Raw genomic sequence first — 13,369 nt, forward strand, 5'->3', positions numbered from 1 at the left:
GCTTCGTCGAGGATTCGACTCGCCGAGGCCGTTCGGGTGTATGATCGACGGGGCCCTTCGCCTTGACGGAAATCCCGGGGGCCGGATCTCGGTTCAGGGAGGCGAGGTCTTGCCGGACGCGCGGACGCATCGAGGGCCGGGGCCGCAGGATGGGGAGTTGTTCGGCGAGGCGGCCCGCCCGAGGCTGGCGACGGCCGTGGCCGAATTCTCGTGGCTCCTGTCGCGGGGCTACGCCCAGCCCTCGGCGCTCAAGCTGGTCGGCGATCGGCACCGGCTGGTCGAGCGCCAGCGCGGGGCGCTGCTCCGCTGCGCGTGCTCGGACGCGGCCCTGGCCGGCCGGCGTTCGCGTCGGCTCGACGTCGGGTCGATCCGGGGTCGATCGATCCGCATCGACGGGTTCAACCTCGTTTTGACGCTGGAGTCCGCGCTCGGCGGCGGGGTCGTCCTGGGGGCTCGCGACGGCTGCTTCCGCGACCTGGCGAGCGTCCATGGGACCTATCGAAAGGTCGACGAGACCCGCCCCGCGCTGGAGCTTGCGGCGCGTCGGCTGGCCGCCTGGGGGATCGGCCCTCGCACCTGGCTCCTGGACGCGCCCGTCTCCAACAGCGGCCGGCTCGCCGCCCTGCTCCGCGACATCGACCCCGACGGCCGGGTCGAGGTCGTCCCCGACCCCGACCGGCTCCTGATCCTCCCCGGCGATCCCGTCGCCACCGCCGACTCGGGCATCCTCGACCGCTGCGGCCCCTGGCTCAACCTCGCCCGCGCGCTCATCGAATCCGAAACCCCCGGCGCGTTCATCGTCGAGTTGGGATGACGGAGGCCGTCGATTACTTCGACGGCTCGGGAAGCCGGAAGATCAGGTCGCCCAACGGTTGACGGCCCTGATTGGAGTCCTTGAGGGCCTGATCATCGACGCCGTCAGGCCCGATCGAATAGACGACGGGGCGGCCTTCGAGGAGGGCCAGTTTCATCGGAGCGTCCGAGAACGGATCGACGGGCACGGCGGGGAGCCTGGCCTCGCGGCAGGCGGCGGCGAGGTCGGTCGGGTCGGCGCCGTCGTGCGCCAGTTGCCAGCTGCGGATCGCGACCAGTCCCTGCGCGGCATGGTTGTAGACGTCGGCCCGGGCCATCGCGAGGATGAAGGTCGTGTACGGCGGGATGCTGAGCCGCGTCACCCAGAGGGTGTCGGGGAGCTTGCCGCCCAGGTGCCTGGTCGCCAGGGTCTCGATCCGATCGATGCGATCGCGGTAAGGGACCGGCCCGAACGCCGTCAGCGTCTTGAGGAAGTCGTCCAGGGCGAGGCGCTCCCTGGCCCACGCCGCCCCGTGGCCGCGGATCATGGCCTCGACCATTCGAACCATGTCGGGCCCAAGGTCGGAGCCGACCGGGTCCGACGTCTGGGCCTTCATCCGCTCGACGACCGCCTCGGCCGCGTCGGTGATCGACAGGAGCTTCTCGATGGGCCGACCGTCCGGGCCCCCCTCGGTCAGATGCTTGTCCTGACAGGCGCGGAGGAACGTCCGCTGAACGACGTACTCGGCCTTCGCGGCCGTCGTGACGCGGTCGAGGCCGGCGGACTCGTGCTCGCGCATCAGGGCGAGCAGGCGGTCGCCGTGCTCGACCTTGAGCGCCGGCGAGCGGAGGATCGCCGACAGGGCCTTCTGCATAGCGACCCCGTCGATCGCGGCGCTGACGAACTGCGCGATCACCAGGCCTCGGGGCCGTAGGTCGCGGCTCAGTCGGAGGATCATCGCGAAGTCCGGGATCGCCCGGTCCAGGTTCCCCTTCTCGGCGTCGCGGACGATTCGCAGGTACACCCCCCGAACGGCCAGGCGTGCGGCCCCCAGGTGGGGCAGCGGCATTTCGCCCGAAAGGCCCGTCGCGAAGACGCACTCCGTCCGGCGCTGGGCGCCGGCGAGCTTGCGGAAACCGTCATGCAGTTCGGCGATCAGCGCGTCGGCCGCCTTGCGGTCGAACGTCTCGGGTGCCTGGTCGAGAGCGTCGTGGAGTTCGTTGATCCGCCTCGCCCGGTCCCCGGCGGCCGCGACGCGTCCCCGGCCGTCGGCCGGCAGGCACTGGTCGATCTCGGGCCCGAACTCGGCGAACGCCTCGAAGTAGAGCGTCGCCGCGTTCTTTCCCGTCGCGGGATACGCGAAGTACGCCTCCACGTCGAACGGCGCCCGCGACTTCAGCCAGGGCGGGCACGACGTCACCGCCCCGGGGTTTCGAGGCTCCTGAGCGGCCGACGGCGGGGCGAAAGCCGCCATCGCGAGCGAGGCCGCGACCAGCCGCGCCGGCATGCCGGCCGAACGTGTCCCCCTCCAGACCCACGCGATGCAACTCATGGCGCTCGCCCCCTCTTCCCAGGTCGCTTCGGACGGTTTGCAAGCCTTCCTGAAAGGCTGCATGCCCTGAGGGTACTGGAGTTCCGGCGGGGGGTACATCGCGCGGTGGGTATCGATCGTGAAAGTTCAGGCCGCGCGGGCGCGGCCGATGAGCCGGGCGGAGCCGGCGGCGATGACCGTCCAGGCGATCCAGGTCGAGGGCTCGGGGATCGACGGCTCGGGGGGCGTGGGAGGCGCGGGGAGGCCGGATTCGAATTCGATCGTATATCCCGCCGCCTCCAGGGCCGTGCCGTCGGGGAGCGAGATCCCCTTGAGCGAAAGCGACATGAGGCTGACGTTGTCGATGGCCGTCATCTCCACCAGCGCGGGGATCTGAGCCCCGAGGCCGACGCTGAACTGCTCGCTCACGCCGTCGGCGGAGAGCGGCAGGTCCAGGTGGAAGCCCATGTGCAGCAGTCCGTCCGGCCCCTCCCGCACCGCGGTCTGGCCTTCGAGGATGCGGCCCCCCTCGCTCGGCAGGATGTAGCTGCTGTGGTTCACGTCGAGCGTCTCGGTGCGATGGAAGAACTGCGACCCCCAGTCCTCCGTCCGGATCGCCTCGGGCCGCGTGTAGGCGACCTCGAAGTCGAGGCGGACCGCCTCCGGCGTCGCCGCGTCGGCCGGAGCGTGGACGGTCGCGACGACGTTCGACCAGGTCGCGCCCAGTTCGATGAGCGGGTACGGGGTCCTGACGCCGACCGTGTCCCCCGGGTCGGGCGAGGTGGCGCGAGCCCGCAACTCCAGCAGGCTCGCCCCGGAGGCGGTGGGGGTCGAGGAGGCGGACGCCGAGTAGGTCACGGGGACCGAGGCCGGCTCGGACGGCCGGAACCGCGTGTACTGGATCGACGTCGCGCCCGCGATCGACGCGGGGCGGCCGTCCGCCTGGACGCTGTACTCGTTCAACCCGGACACCCAGGCCTGCGCGCCATCTCCCGTGAAGACCGGCGAGGCGTCCACCCCGCCATTCGCCGAGAGCAACAGCGCGAGCGCGGCCCAGGCCAATCCCGTGGCGGCGAAAGTCGAGGTGGATCGCATCCGGGGTCGCTCCTTCGGTGAGTGCAACCTCCCCTTCCCTGGGCGGAGGTCGGCCTCAAGCGGGCAAGCACAATATCATGAGAAATTCTTCATGGCCGTTTCGGTCAAATCCGTCAAGGCGGATCCAGACTTCGATCCGGCCGGGCGATCGAAATGCGGAGACGCCGGCTCCCCTTTCGTCGATCCGGTCGCATCATAATCCTGGGAGCCTTGCGCACTTTGGCAATCCGGTCCTTGATCCAGGGCCGCCGTCGACCGGCGCGACGAGCACCGACGGCTTGAGGCCGGCGGCGGAATCGGCTCTCCTGGGAGCGCCGCGAGCCGACCGTCGCGGGAAGCGGTTACGGGTCAAGTAGGAGGTCGCCATGCAGAGGCAGGTCGCGCTCATTCGCGGGATCAACGTCGGACGCGCGAAGCGGGTGGCGATGGCCGAGCTGCGGGCGATGGTGCCGCATCTGAGGTATTCCGACGTCCGCACCCTGTCGAACAGCGGCAACCTGGTCGACACCGTCGCGATTGGACGCCCGAGGCGCCGGCCGTCGGCGGACGAGCCGCCTGGCTCCGGTGCGCCGGGGGGGATCCTCGAGGGCGAGCCGGCCAGGGCCGGCGACCGCCTGCTCGGGGCGTCGGCGACCACGCGCAACGGGAGCACCCGCACCAGGCTGCACGGCATGGTCACGGCTCCGGGATGACCGGAACCGAGACGGCCGGTCGCCGGCGGAAACGGATCAAAAGCGCCGAACGAAGCCAATTCCCGCGCCGAATTTTGAGAAGCAAAATTGGGAATGGCAAAAGGTTGCGTCCGATTGGGTTCGTCCGTGGCGCGGGCGAGCGAACCCAATTCGAAGCCGATCCCGCGGCTTCGAGAGGTGAGGGCGCGGCTTCCTGGAATGGCAGCAGGAAGAGGGCGAGGATCGGCCGGGCGCGTCGCATCGGAGTGGTTCCGGCGACCCGGGACCGAGGGGAGGACGGTCCCGGGATGCCTGAAGACTCCGGCGCCGCAAGCCGGGCCGCGCTCGCGTTACTCGCTCGGCCTCGCGGCGAGGGCGCGGCCGTCCCTGGCGTCGTCGGCGTCGAGTTCGAAGGTGAAGCGGTTCTCGCCGCCGGGCTTGACGGTCGCCTTGAGCGGGCTGGCCGCGGGGTCGCGGTAGAGCTTCGCGAAGGTGGGCTTCGCGACGGGCTTCCGGCGCGCCGAAGGCGCGAGGTCGTCGGGGTGGGGTCCCGAGTCCTCGAACCCCTCGGTCGCCCCTGTCGCGGGGGGGGCCGCGAACTGGTCGATCGGCGTCACGGTGACGATGTAGTCGCCGGCCGGGACGCCGTCGTCGGCGTAGTAGCTGCTCATCACGAACGCGCCGTCGGCGTCGGTGTCGGTGGTCAGGGCGAGGGGCGGGCCCTCTTGCCCCCTGGGGGGCTGGAGGGCTTGCGGGTCGACCGGGTGGAACCGCACCAGGGCCCCCTTCACCGGCTCGCCGTTCCAGACGACCCGGCCGGAGGCGGGATGGACGGGGAAGCGGTAGCCCAGGTCGTCGCCGCAGCCGGAGGCGGCCAGGGCGACGGCGATCGGGGCCGCGAGGAGGAGGATTCGTCGAGACATGGCCGGGCCCCTTCGGTCAGAACTGGTCGCTGGAGACGATCTCGCCCGCCGCCCGGGTGAGGAGGCGGACGTAGACGCGGATGTCGGTCGTCCCCTTGATGAAGCGGACGGAGCCGTCGCCCATCAGGTAGTTGCCGCCGCCGGGGTGGAACGAGTAGTCCTCGTTGCCGTTGTAGCAGCTGGTGAAGCAGGGGCCGGGGAACCGGCTGCCGTCGTAGGTGTAGCTGTGCAGGGTGTAGCCGGTGTCGTAGTCGGCCCAGCCGCCGCCGGCGCCCTCGCCCGGGGTCAGGATCGTGGGGTGCTTGCGCCAGCCGCCGATGTAGTAGTCGGGCCGGCCGGCGGCCTCGCTCATCATGATGGTGTTCGAGAGGCCGTCGGTGACCTGGGCGATTCGGGTGACGTTGTCGGGCTCGCCGCCGGTGACGTTCTGGAGCATGGAGTACTGGCCGGCGACGGTCAGGTCGATCATGCCCGAGGCGGCGAGGTTGGCCTCCACGCCGTTGCTGACCGCGTAGTCGGTGACCGCCGTCCTGACGTTCGTGTAGGGGCCGCCGGTGGAGACCGAGTCGCCGGCCGCGTCGTCGAAGGTGTGGAACTTGTTGCCGTTGGGCGACGACGGGCAGAGCAGGGTCGGGATCAGCGTGGCGACGGCCGTCGAGTTGTCGCCCCGGCGGAAGTCCAGCTTGATGTTGTACGCGCTGTAGAGCGGCTGCTGCTCCATGTACGGCAGGATGTGCGTGAAGACGTAGCTGGACGCCCGCTCCCCGGAGGGGAGGATGTTGCCGCCGGGGCCGACGTTGATGTTCATCGGACGGCACACGCCGGACCCCCGGATGCCCGACGGCGGGAAGAACCCGTTGCCGCTCTCGAAGTTGTGCAGGCCCAGGCCGACCTGCTTCAGGTTGTTGGTGCACTGGGCGCGGCGGGCGGCCTCGCGGGCCGATTGCACGGCCGGCAGCAGCAGCGAGACGAGGACGGCGATGATGGCGATGACGACCAGAAGCTCGATCAGCGTGAAGCCCGCGCGACGGCGTGCGGGGATGGCGTGCGAGGTCAAGTTCGACTCCTTGATGGATTCACGACCGGATGCGGCGAGGGGCCAGATGCGATCATCCTGGTCACATATAACGATACGCGCATTTATGAAGGCCCCGAGAAGACCCCGTGACGCCTCCGGGAAGTTTCCCGGGACGCCGGAACCCGGCCGCTCGGTCGGGGTTTCGTTCGGCCGCCGATTTCGGTCCTGGAGGTCGCTGGCCCCGGCCCCTCGGCCTGGATAGACTGTCGACGCGACGGGGCCGGGCCGGTCCCGAAGGAGGTCCGACCCGATGCAATCGCTCGCCTACTGGCTGATGCTCGGCCCGTTCATCCTGGCGGTCCTGATCCCGCTGCTGCCGAGCCTGATCCGCGCCCTGGGCCTGGCCGCCGGCACCCTGGCCGGGCGGCTGGAGACGCGGCTCTTCTGGCCCTTCGTGGCGATGGACGCGCTGGAGGCCCCCGGGGGCCGGTCGCTGAGGCCGATCGACGATCCCGAGACCTGGCCCACGCGGACGGCGGCGGACTATCTCGCGGAGGCGGACGTCGCGGCGCGAGCGGCCGGGTTCCGACGGCTCGGGACGTTCCGGGACGGCCAGAGCCCGTCGTTGCAACAGGTCCGGCACGAGTTCTGGCTCTCCTCCGACCGGCTGGTGCTGGCCTCGGCCGGGGCCGGGAAGGCGCTGGGGGTCCCCTTGGCCGCAATCCGCCTGCTCTCGCGCCTGGCCGACGGCCGCCGGTTCATCACCCTCAACGGCCAGATCGCCTCCGAGTTCGACCCGGCGGGCGAGGCGAACGAGGTCCTGCTCGACGGCATCCCGTTCGACGGCCTGCTGGCGTGCCATCTTCGGCGTCTCGACGAGGCGACGGCGGCGGCCGCGCCGTTCTCGAACGACCCGCTGGGCGACCTCCGGGCGATCATGGCGAGGCGGGTCGACGACCTGGAGGGGCGGGGCTTCGCGGTCCCGCTGGACCCGGCCCGCGCCACCTGGCGGTTCACCCTCAAGGGGGCGTACGCCTTCTCGAAGACGATGCACGCGATCGGGATGCGCCGGGCCCGGGAGCCGGATTGAAGCGGACGATCCGCCTTGTCGGCAAGGCTTGCGCCGATTACCCTGGCGATTCTCGTGTCCGGGTGGAAGGGAAACGGCTCAGGGATGGGGTAAGGGCGACTCACTATGGGCTCTTCGTTCAAGCGGATCCTCGCGACCGGCGGCTGCGGGTTCATCGGGTCCAACTTCGTCAGGCTGCAACTTGAGCAGCATCCAGATGTTGCGATCACCAATCTGGACGCCCTGACCTACGCGGGCAACCCGGACAACCTGGCCGATCTGGCGGGCGACTCGCGGTACACGTTCGTCCACGGCGACATCGCCGACCGGCCGTTCGTGACCCGGCTGATCGCCGAGGGGGGCTTCGACGCGGTCGTCCATTTCGCGGCCGAGAGCCACGTCGACCGCTCGATCGACGACGCCACGCCGTTCCTGCGGACGAACGTGATCGGCACCCAGAACCTCCTGGACGCCGCCCGCGCGGCCAGGGTGGGCCGGTTCGTCCACGTCTCCACCGACGAGGTCTACGGCACCCTCGGCCCCAAGGACCCGGCGTTCACCGAGGAGACCCCGCTCACGCCCAACAGCCCGTACTCGGCGAGCAAGGCGGGCTCCGACCTGCTCGTCCGCGCCGCGTTCCACACCCACGGGATGGACGTGGTGACGACCCGGTGCTCGAACAACTACGGGCCCTACCAGTTCCCCGAGAAGCTGATCCCGCTGTTCATCACCAACGCCCTGGCCGACGTCCCCGTCCCGGTCTACGGCGACGGCATGCAGGTCCGCGACTGGATCCACGTGATGGACCACTGCCGGGGCGTCGACGCCGCCCTGCGGAACGGGAAGGCCGGCGAGGTCTACAACTTCGGCGGCCTGAGCGAGCGGTTCAACATGGACGTCACCCGCGCCGTCTTGCGGCTCACCGGGAAGACCGAGGCCCTCATCAAGTACGTCACCGACCGGCTCGGCCACGACCGCCGCTACGCCGTCGACTGCTCCAAGTCGGAGCGCGAGCTGGGCTGGAAGCCGACCGTCACCTTCGAGCAAGGGCTGGAAGAGACCGTCGCCTGGTACAAGGCCAACGCCGCCTGGGTCGACCGGGTGAAGTCCGGCGCGTACCGCAACCAGGACGCCTGAGCCGCCGACCGGCTTCGGGCCGGGGCCGATCCCTGCGAGGAGAGGAAAGGACCACCGCGTGCGCGCGTTCGTGACCGGCATCACCGGGTTCGTCGGCGGCCACCTGGCCGAGCACCTGCTGGCGAGCGACGATCAGGTGGTCGGGGTCTCGGCGTCGGGACGGTTCCCGGACGACCTGGCGGCCCTGGCCCGCTCGGTGCGGCTGGAGTCGTGCGACCTGACGAACGTCGACCCGGCCGACCTGGCCGAGTCGCTCCGTCGCAAGCGGCCCGAGGCGATCTACCACCTGGCGGCGCAGTCCAACCCCCGGGCGAGCGTCGACGACCCCCGAGGGACCTGGGCGCTGAACCTGGGGGGGACGCTCAACCTGCTCTCGGCGGTGAAGGCGTCGGGCCTGGACCCCACGCCCCGCGTGGTGCTGGTCGGCTCCGGGGTCTGCTACGGCGACCCCGCGCCCGAGTTCATCCCGGTGTCGGAGTCGTGCCCGCTGCGGCCGAACAACCCGTACTCGGCGAGCAAGGCGGCGGCCGACCTGCTGGGGGTCCAGATGCACCTGGCCGACCGGCTCGACGTGGTCATGGTCCGGCCGTTCAACCACGCCGGCCCCCGGCAGTCCCCCCGCTACGTCCTGGCGACCCTCGCGCAGCAGGTGGCCGAGGTCGAGGCGGGCCTCAAGGACGCCGTCGAGGTCGGCAACCTGGACGTGGTCCGGGACTACACCGACGTCCGCGACGTCGTCCGCGCCTACCGATTGCTGGCCCTCCGCGGGGAGCCGGGCGAGATCTACAACCTCGGCTCCGGCCGGGGCCTGAAGCTGACCGACGCCCTGGAATGCTTCCGGTCGCGGGCTTCCCGGCCGATCGAGGTCCGCGTCGACCCGTCCCGGTTCCGCGCCGTCGACTTGCCCTACCTCGTCGCCGACGCCTCCAAGCTCCGGGCCGCCGTCGGCTGGGAGCCGACCCTGGCCATCGAGCGGACCCTCGCCGACATGCTCGACGACGCCCGACGCCGCATCGCCGCGGTTTGAGCTGGGCGGACGGCCGCGTCGCGACCACGCCCGCTTGTGAATCGCACGCGGGCGTCTTAGGATGAAGACGTCGAGGCCCGTCGGCCTTTGAACAGGCAGGCTTCGTCGGACGAGCGAGCCAATCACGGGGACGCCCATGCGCGGACTGCTGGCGAGTCGGAGATTCTGGGCCGTCGTGCTCACCCTGTCGACCACGCTGGGCGTCGCGGCCCAGGAGGGGCGGCGGCGGGGCGGACGCGCCCTTCGCGACCAGGGGGGAGAGCCTTTGAAGAAGGTCCGGCCCCAGGGGGGAGACCCCCTCGCCCGCCAGGACGCCGCCAAGGGGGCGCCGGGGACCTACCATTATACGTTCAAGCTCCGCTCCTTCGACGGCACGCCGCTGGCGGCCTCGTACTATCCGTCGAAGCTCGGGGCCAACGCGCCGGTGGTGGTCCTGATCCACGAGCGCCAGCGCTCGCGCAAGGACTTCGAGGACAAGGTCCTGGAGTTCAAGGGCCGCGGCCTGGCCGAGCACCTCCAGGAGCAGACCTACGCCGTCTTCTCGATGGACCTTCGCGGCCAGGGCCAGAACCCGCGGCGCGCCCTCGCCGCCGACGACCGGGAGGCCATGGCCGACGACCTGCAGGCGGCCTACCAGTTCCTCCTGGACCGGCACAACCGGGGCGAGCTGAACGTCGGCAAGCTCGGCGTCGTGGGCGTCGGCGAGGGGGCGAACCTGGTCGCGGCCTGGGCCTACCAGCCCGGTGCCGCCGTCTCCACCGAGGGCCGCCCCGCCGACCTGTCCGCCCTCGTCCTCGTCTCCCCCCAGCCCGAAGGCTCCGGCTACATCCTCTCCCGGATCACCTCGCAACTCGCCCCCCGCGTCCCCATGCTCCTCATGGCCGGCAGCAAGGACTCCGCGTCGAAGGACGCCGTCGAGGCCGCCCGAAAGGACCTGGAACGGAGCCGCGGCAACAAGATCGAACTCTTCCCCTCCTCGCTCCACGGCTACAAGCTCCTCCGCCTCGAACCCGGCGCCGCCGACACCCTCGTGAAATACCTCGACTCCCACCTCAAACTCCGCCCCAACGAGTGGGAGCCCCGCTACAACCAGATCCCCGTCACCTACTCCGACATCCAGACCTCCCGCCCCCAGCCCGCCGAGAAGGCCAAGCCCGCCGAGAAGGCCAAGCCCGCCGAGAAAGCCAAGGCCGACGAGAAGGCCAAGCCCGCCGAGAAGGCCGAGCCCGATGGCGATTCCAAGAAATCCTAAGGAATAAGGACTAGCCTCGCGGCCGATGCGAGGCGACAATACCCCATGGCCTTACAGATGTAAGACGACGGGAGCGGAGGGCAGCGCGATGAGCATGTTCTCGGACGATCCGACGTGGCCGGTGGGGATCTTGCTGCTGGTCGCGGCGTGCTGCTTCGTGGCCTTGAAGGCGAGGCAGGAGGGGAAATACCTGGTCTGGGGGCTGTCGGCCCTGGGCCTGGCGGTGCTGGTGGTGGGGGTGGAGTGGCTCTGGGTGACGGATGAGGAGCGGATCGAGGCGGTGGTCTACGACCTGCGGCGTTCGCTCCTGGCGTCGGATTCGGCGGGGCTGCTGGCGCACCTGACGCCCGACGTGCAGTACGTCCAGACCGGCGAGTCGATGCCGTCGGCGGCCACCCGGGCCCTGATCCAGGCGAGCCTGGCGAACTCGAAGTTCGACATGGTCCGGATCCGGGGCCTGCAAACCAGCGCGGGGAAGCAGACGCGGCGGGGGAAGGCCGAGTTCAAGGTCTTCGTCCGGGGGAACGTCGAGGGGCCGTTCGGCATGGGAGGGGCGGGCGCGGCCGACACGGCCTGGTCGTTGGGGTTCGAGGAGACCAAGCCCGGCGTCTGGAAGGTGAACCGCATCACCCCCATCACGCTCCCCTACAATCCGGCGATGCTCGCCGGCGCGGCGGGACGCCTGCCGGGCGGCGGTGATGGGATCGGGAGGGGGAATGGGAGCGGTCGCGACATCGACCCCAGCCTGACCCCTTTCCCCGTACCGGGATCGGGACCGAACGACCCGGGCCCCCGCCGGGGCCGCTTCCGATTCGACCGCAAGAGCCTGGGCCGCGAGCGCGAACACGGCCGCAACGGCTCCGATCGGTGAGCCGTCGCGGCCGGGGCGGCTTCACTTCAACTCGACCTCAGGACGACTTGCCGGCCGGCGCCGCGGCCGTGCCGGCGGCCTTGGGGGCGGCCTTGAACTCGTCGGCGGTCATCTTGCGGATGTCGCGGTTCTTCATCAGGACGTAGCCCCCCTGCTCGGGCGTCGCCTTCTCGTAGGCGAGGACCTCGTCGGCCGAGTCGCCGTCGCCTTCGATCGAGAGGTCGTCGAGCTTGACGCCCCAGATCACCACGATCTCGCCGTTCTTCACCGCGTTGACCCCTTCGGGGTTGCCGTCGGCGAAGGTCGCGATGTCCTTCGGGCCCGTCGGGGCCTTGTCCTTCAACTGCCAGTGGGCGCGATAGATCTGGCCGACCTGGGCCAGCGGCCCGTTCTCGGACGTGGCCGACGTGATGCTCTCGGTCGTGCCGGAGCCACCGCAACCTCCGAGGGTCCCCAGGCAGGCGGCGAGGCCCATCGCCGCGATGACGGATCGAAACATGCGATCTCCCTGCTGTCGGTCGAGATGGAATGCGCGAGACCGGACGGCGTGCCCCGAGGGGAGCCGCCCGGTCGTCGGGCGTGGATTCGGTCCGGTCGAGGCCGATCAGAGCCTGTCCCGGAAGTCTGCTTCTCCGGACCATAACGGCCTTCCCCCCTGGCGGGGGAAGGTGGCCCGAAGGGCCGGATGAGGGGGGGACGAGCGACCCGCCCCTCGGAGTTCCAGGGGCCGTCCCGAGGCCGTCGGCCCGGGCGGGAGGCCCCGAAATCCGAAGCTCGCCGCGGGCGTCCCCCCCTCATCTGACGCCTTCGGCGTCTGTCTTCCCGCCGGGGGGGGAAGACCGTCCCAGCTCGCCTCTCGCCCTTATGGGACAGGCTCTTAGAGCGAGTCGGCGCTGATGATCTCGCCGGCGCCCTTGGTCCCCAGGGCCCTCCAGGTATCAATGCTGACCGAGTCCTTGACGAAGCGGACCGATCCGTCGGCCAGGCCGACGTTCACCCCGCCGGAGTGGAAGCTCCGCGCGGCCATGTGCGCCGCCCCGGCGACCGCGTCGGTGCAGTCGAAGCCCTTGTAATTGGGCGGGATGGTGTGGCTGTAGACGTGCAGGAACTGGGTGGCCCGGTAGTACTGGAGGCCCCGGTAGTTCAGCGGGGAATACGTGCTGGCGTCGCAGTCGGCGGGGGGGATGTAGTTGCCGGCCGTGGTCGTCCAGCCCTGCGAGCGGTGGACCATGTTCCGGTCCGTGAGGACCGCGACGGACGACCCGGTCGACGGCATGGTGGACCGCTTGGTCTCGGAGAACATCGCCGTGTTGGTCGTCCCGTCGCTGATCGAGGCGATCGTGACGACGTTCATCACCTTGCGGAAGTCCGGGTTGGTGGCCAGGCTGCCGGTCAGGTTCATCTGGATGTTGAAGATCCCCACCCGGGAGGTCTCGGTCTCGGCCGTCCCCGAGGCGGTGCTGAAGAGCTGGGCGGCCGTCGCGCCGATGCTCCCGTAGTAGTTGTTCGTGCCCAAGGACAGGCCCGCCTCGGTCATCCGCGAGCTGGAGGCGTCCGACGGGCAGAGGAACGCGGAGATCTGCTGGGTCCTCGCCGTCTTGTTCTCGACGTTGGAATGGACGTCGAGCTGGAAATTGAACGCCGAGAACAGGCTCGACTGCTCCATATAAGGCAGGATCATCGTCAGCACGGCACCGCGGATGAAGCCGACCGAACCGGGCCCCTTGGGGACCGGGCCCTGGCCGTCCGGGAACCGATTGTTCGTCGACTCGAAGTTGTGCACCGCCAGGCCGAGCTGCTTCAGGTTGTTGACGCACTGGGCGCGGCGGGCCGCCTCGCGGGCCGACTGCACGGCCGGGAGCAAAAGCGCGATCAGGACGGCGATGATCGCGATCACCACGAGAAGCTCGATCAGGGTGAACCCGGAACGTTTCGATGCAGGCATGACCTCTCCCCACCGGGGGCTCCGACCGCGATACGCC

Annotated in this window: 13 protein-coding genes; 7 read left to right on the forward strand and 6 right to left on the reverse strand. The window is 70.3% G+C overall.

The features are described 5' to 3' along the window. Window positions 1-109: 109 nt before the first annotated feature. A complete protein-coding gene (locus tag VT85_RS24925; protein WP_068422648.1) occupies window positions 110-814 on the forward strand; it encodes a DUF434 domain-containing protein in 705 nt (234 codons plus the stop codon). A 13-nt stretch (window positions 815-827) separates the two neighbouring features. Here the strand turns inward: VT85_RS24925 and VT85_RS24930 are convergent, their stop codons facing one another. Both VT85_RS24930 and VT85_RS24935 read right to left on the reverse strand, forming a co-directional pair. Continuing rightward, window positions 828-2,345 (reverse strand): hypothetical protein, encoded by a 1,518-nt coding sequence (locus tag VT85_RS24930; RefSeq protein WP_156513096.1) that lies wholly within the window; start codon window positions 2,343-2,345, stop codon window positions 828-830. A 126-nt stretch (window positions 2,346-2,471) separates the two neighbouring features. Further along, window positions 2,472-3,419 (reverse strand): hypothetical protein, encoded by a 948-nt coding sequence (locus VT85_RS24935; RefSeq protein WP_068420957.1) that lies wholly within the window; start codon window positions 3,417-3,419, stop codon window positions 2,472-2,474. Between the two features lie 365 nt (window positions 3,420-3,784). Between VT85_RS24935 and VT85_RS24940 the strand changes: the two genes are divergently transcribed. Beyond that, window positions 3,785-4,111, forward strand: a complete 327-nt coding sequence (locus VT85_RS24940; RefSeq protein ID WP_068420958.1) for a DUF1697 domain-containing protein — start codon at window positions 3,785-3,787, stop codon at window positions 4,109-4,111. A gap of 329 nt (window positions 4,112-4,440) precedes the next feature. On the opposite strand, the gene VT85_RS24945 is transcribed toward VT85_RS24940, so the two are convergent. Both VT85_RS24945 and VT85_RS24950 read right to left on the reverse strand, forming a co-directional pair. Then, entirely contained in the window at window positions 4,441-5,013 is a 573-nt protein-coding gene (locus tag VT85_RS24945) for a carboxypeptidase-like regulatory domain-containing protein (RefSeq protein WP_068420959.1), read from the reverse strand. 16 nt (window positions 5,014-5,029) lie between these two features. Continuing rightward, a complete protein-coding gene (locus VT85_RS24950) occupies window positions 5,030-6,070 on the reverse strand; it encodes a DUF1559 domain-containing protein (protein ID WP_068420960.1) in 1,041 nt (346 codons plus the stop codon). Window positions 6,071-6,341: 271 nt separating this feature from the next. Here VT85_RS24950 and VT85_RS24955 point away from each other — a divergent pair, with 271 nt between their 5' ends. The 5 genes from VT85_RS24955 (at window position 6,342) to VT85_RS24975 (ending at window position 11,387) form a co-directional block, all read left to right on the forward strand. Continuing rightward, a complete protein-coding gene (locus VT85_RS24955) occupies window positions 6,342-7,121 on the forward strand; it encodes a hypothetical protein (RefSeq protein WP_068420962.1) in 780 nt (259 codons plus the stop codon). A gap of 105 nt (window positions 7,122-7,226) precedes the next feature. After that, window positions 7,227-8,237: a dTDP-glucose 4,6-dehydratase gene (rfbB, locus tag VT85_RS24960; RefSeq protein ID WP_068420965.1), complete on the forward strand. Its 1,011-nt coding sequence runs from the start codon at window positions 7,227-7,229 to the stop codon at window positions 8,235-8,237. A 58-nt stretch (window positions 8,238-8,295) separates the two neighbouring features. Next, window positions 8,296-9,264, forward strand: a complete 969-nt coding sequence (locus tag VT85_RS24965; protein ID WP_068420967.1) for a GDP-mannose 4,6-dehydratase — start codon at window positions 8,296-8,298, stop codon at window positions 9,262-9,264. A 136-nt stretch (window positions 9,265-9,400) separates the two neighbouring features. Continuing rightward, window positions 9,401-10,516, forward strand: a complete 1,116-nt coding sequence (locus VT85_RS24970; protein ID WP_068420969.1) for an alpha/beta hydrolase — start codon at window positions 9,401-9,403, stop codon at window positions 10,514-10,516. Between the two features lie 88 nt (window positions 10,517-10,604). Then, window positions 10,605-11,387 (forward strand): hypothetical protein, encoded by a 783-nt coding sequence (locus VT85_RS24975; protein WP_068420972.1) that lies wholly within the window; start codon window positions 10,605-10,607, stop codon window positions 11,385-11,387. Window positions 11,388-11,424: 37 nt separating this feature from the next. Here VT85_RS24975 and VT85_RS24980 read toward each other — a convergent pair whose 3' ends face one another. Then, entirely contained in the window at window positions 11,425-11,886 is a 462-nt protein-coding gene (locus tag VT85_RS24980) for a hypothetical protein (RefSeq protein ID WP_068420976.1), read from the reverse strand. A gap of 378 nt (window positions 11,887-12,264) precedes the next feature. After that, complete coding sequence (locus VT85_RS24985) at window positions 12,265-13,332, reverse strand: DUF1559 domain-containing protein (RefSeq protein WP_068420977.1); 1,068 nt, start codon at window positions 13,330-13,332, stop codon at window positions 12,265-12,267. Window positions 13,333-13,369 lie beyond the last annotated feature (37 nt).

It is taken from the genome of Planctomyces sp. SH-PL62, from assembly GCF_001610895.1.
Taxonomy (GTDB): domain Bacteria; phylum Planctomycetota; class Planctomycetia; order Isosphaerales; family Isosphaeraceae; genus Paludisphaera.

Excerpts from the sequence above, each read along its gene's own strand:
- VT85_RS24930 (WP_156513096.1), bottom strand. The coding sequence starts at position 2,345 with ATGAGTTGCATCGCGTGGGTCTGGAGGGGGACACGTTCGGCCGGCATG.
- VT85_RS24970 (WP_068420969.1), top strand. The coding sequence starts at position 9,401 with ATGCGCGGACTGCTGGCGAGTCGGAGATTCTGGGCCGTCGTGCTCACC.
- rfbB (WP_068420965.1), top strand. The coding sequence starts at position 7,227 with ATGGGCTCTTCGTTCAAGCGGATCCTCGCGACCGGCGGCTGCGGGTTC.
- VT85_RS24975 (WP_068420972.1), top strand. The coding sequence starts at position 10,605 with ATGAGCATGTTCTCGGACGATCCGACGTGGCCGGTGGGGATCTTGCTG.
- VT85_RS24935 (WP_068420957.1), bottom strand. The coding sequence starts at position 3,419 with ATGCGATCCACCTCGACTTTCGCCGCCACGGGATTGGCCTGGGCCGCG.
- VT85_RS24945 (WP_068420959.1), bottom strand. The coding sequence starts at position 5,013 with ATGTCTCGACGAATCCTCCTCCTCGCGGCCCCGATCGCCGTCGCCCTG.
- VT85_RS24985 (WP_068420977.1), bottom strand. The coding sequence starts at position 13,332 with ATGCCTGCATCGAAACGTTCCGGGTTCACCCTGATCGAGCTTCTCGTG.
- VT85_RS24980 (WP_068420976.1), bottom strand. The coding sequence starts at position 11,886 with ATGTTTCGATCCGTCATCGCGGCGATGGGCCTCGCCGCCTGCCTGGGG.
- VT85_RS24940 (WP_068420958.1), top strand. The coding sequence starts at position 3,785 with ATGCAGAGGCAGGTCGCGCTCATTCGCGGGATCAACGTCGGACGCGCG.
- VT85_RS24955 (WP_068420962.1), top strand. The coding sequence starts at position 6,342 with ATGCAATCGCTCGCCTACTGGCTGATGCTCGGCCCGTTCATCCTGGCG.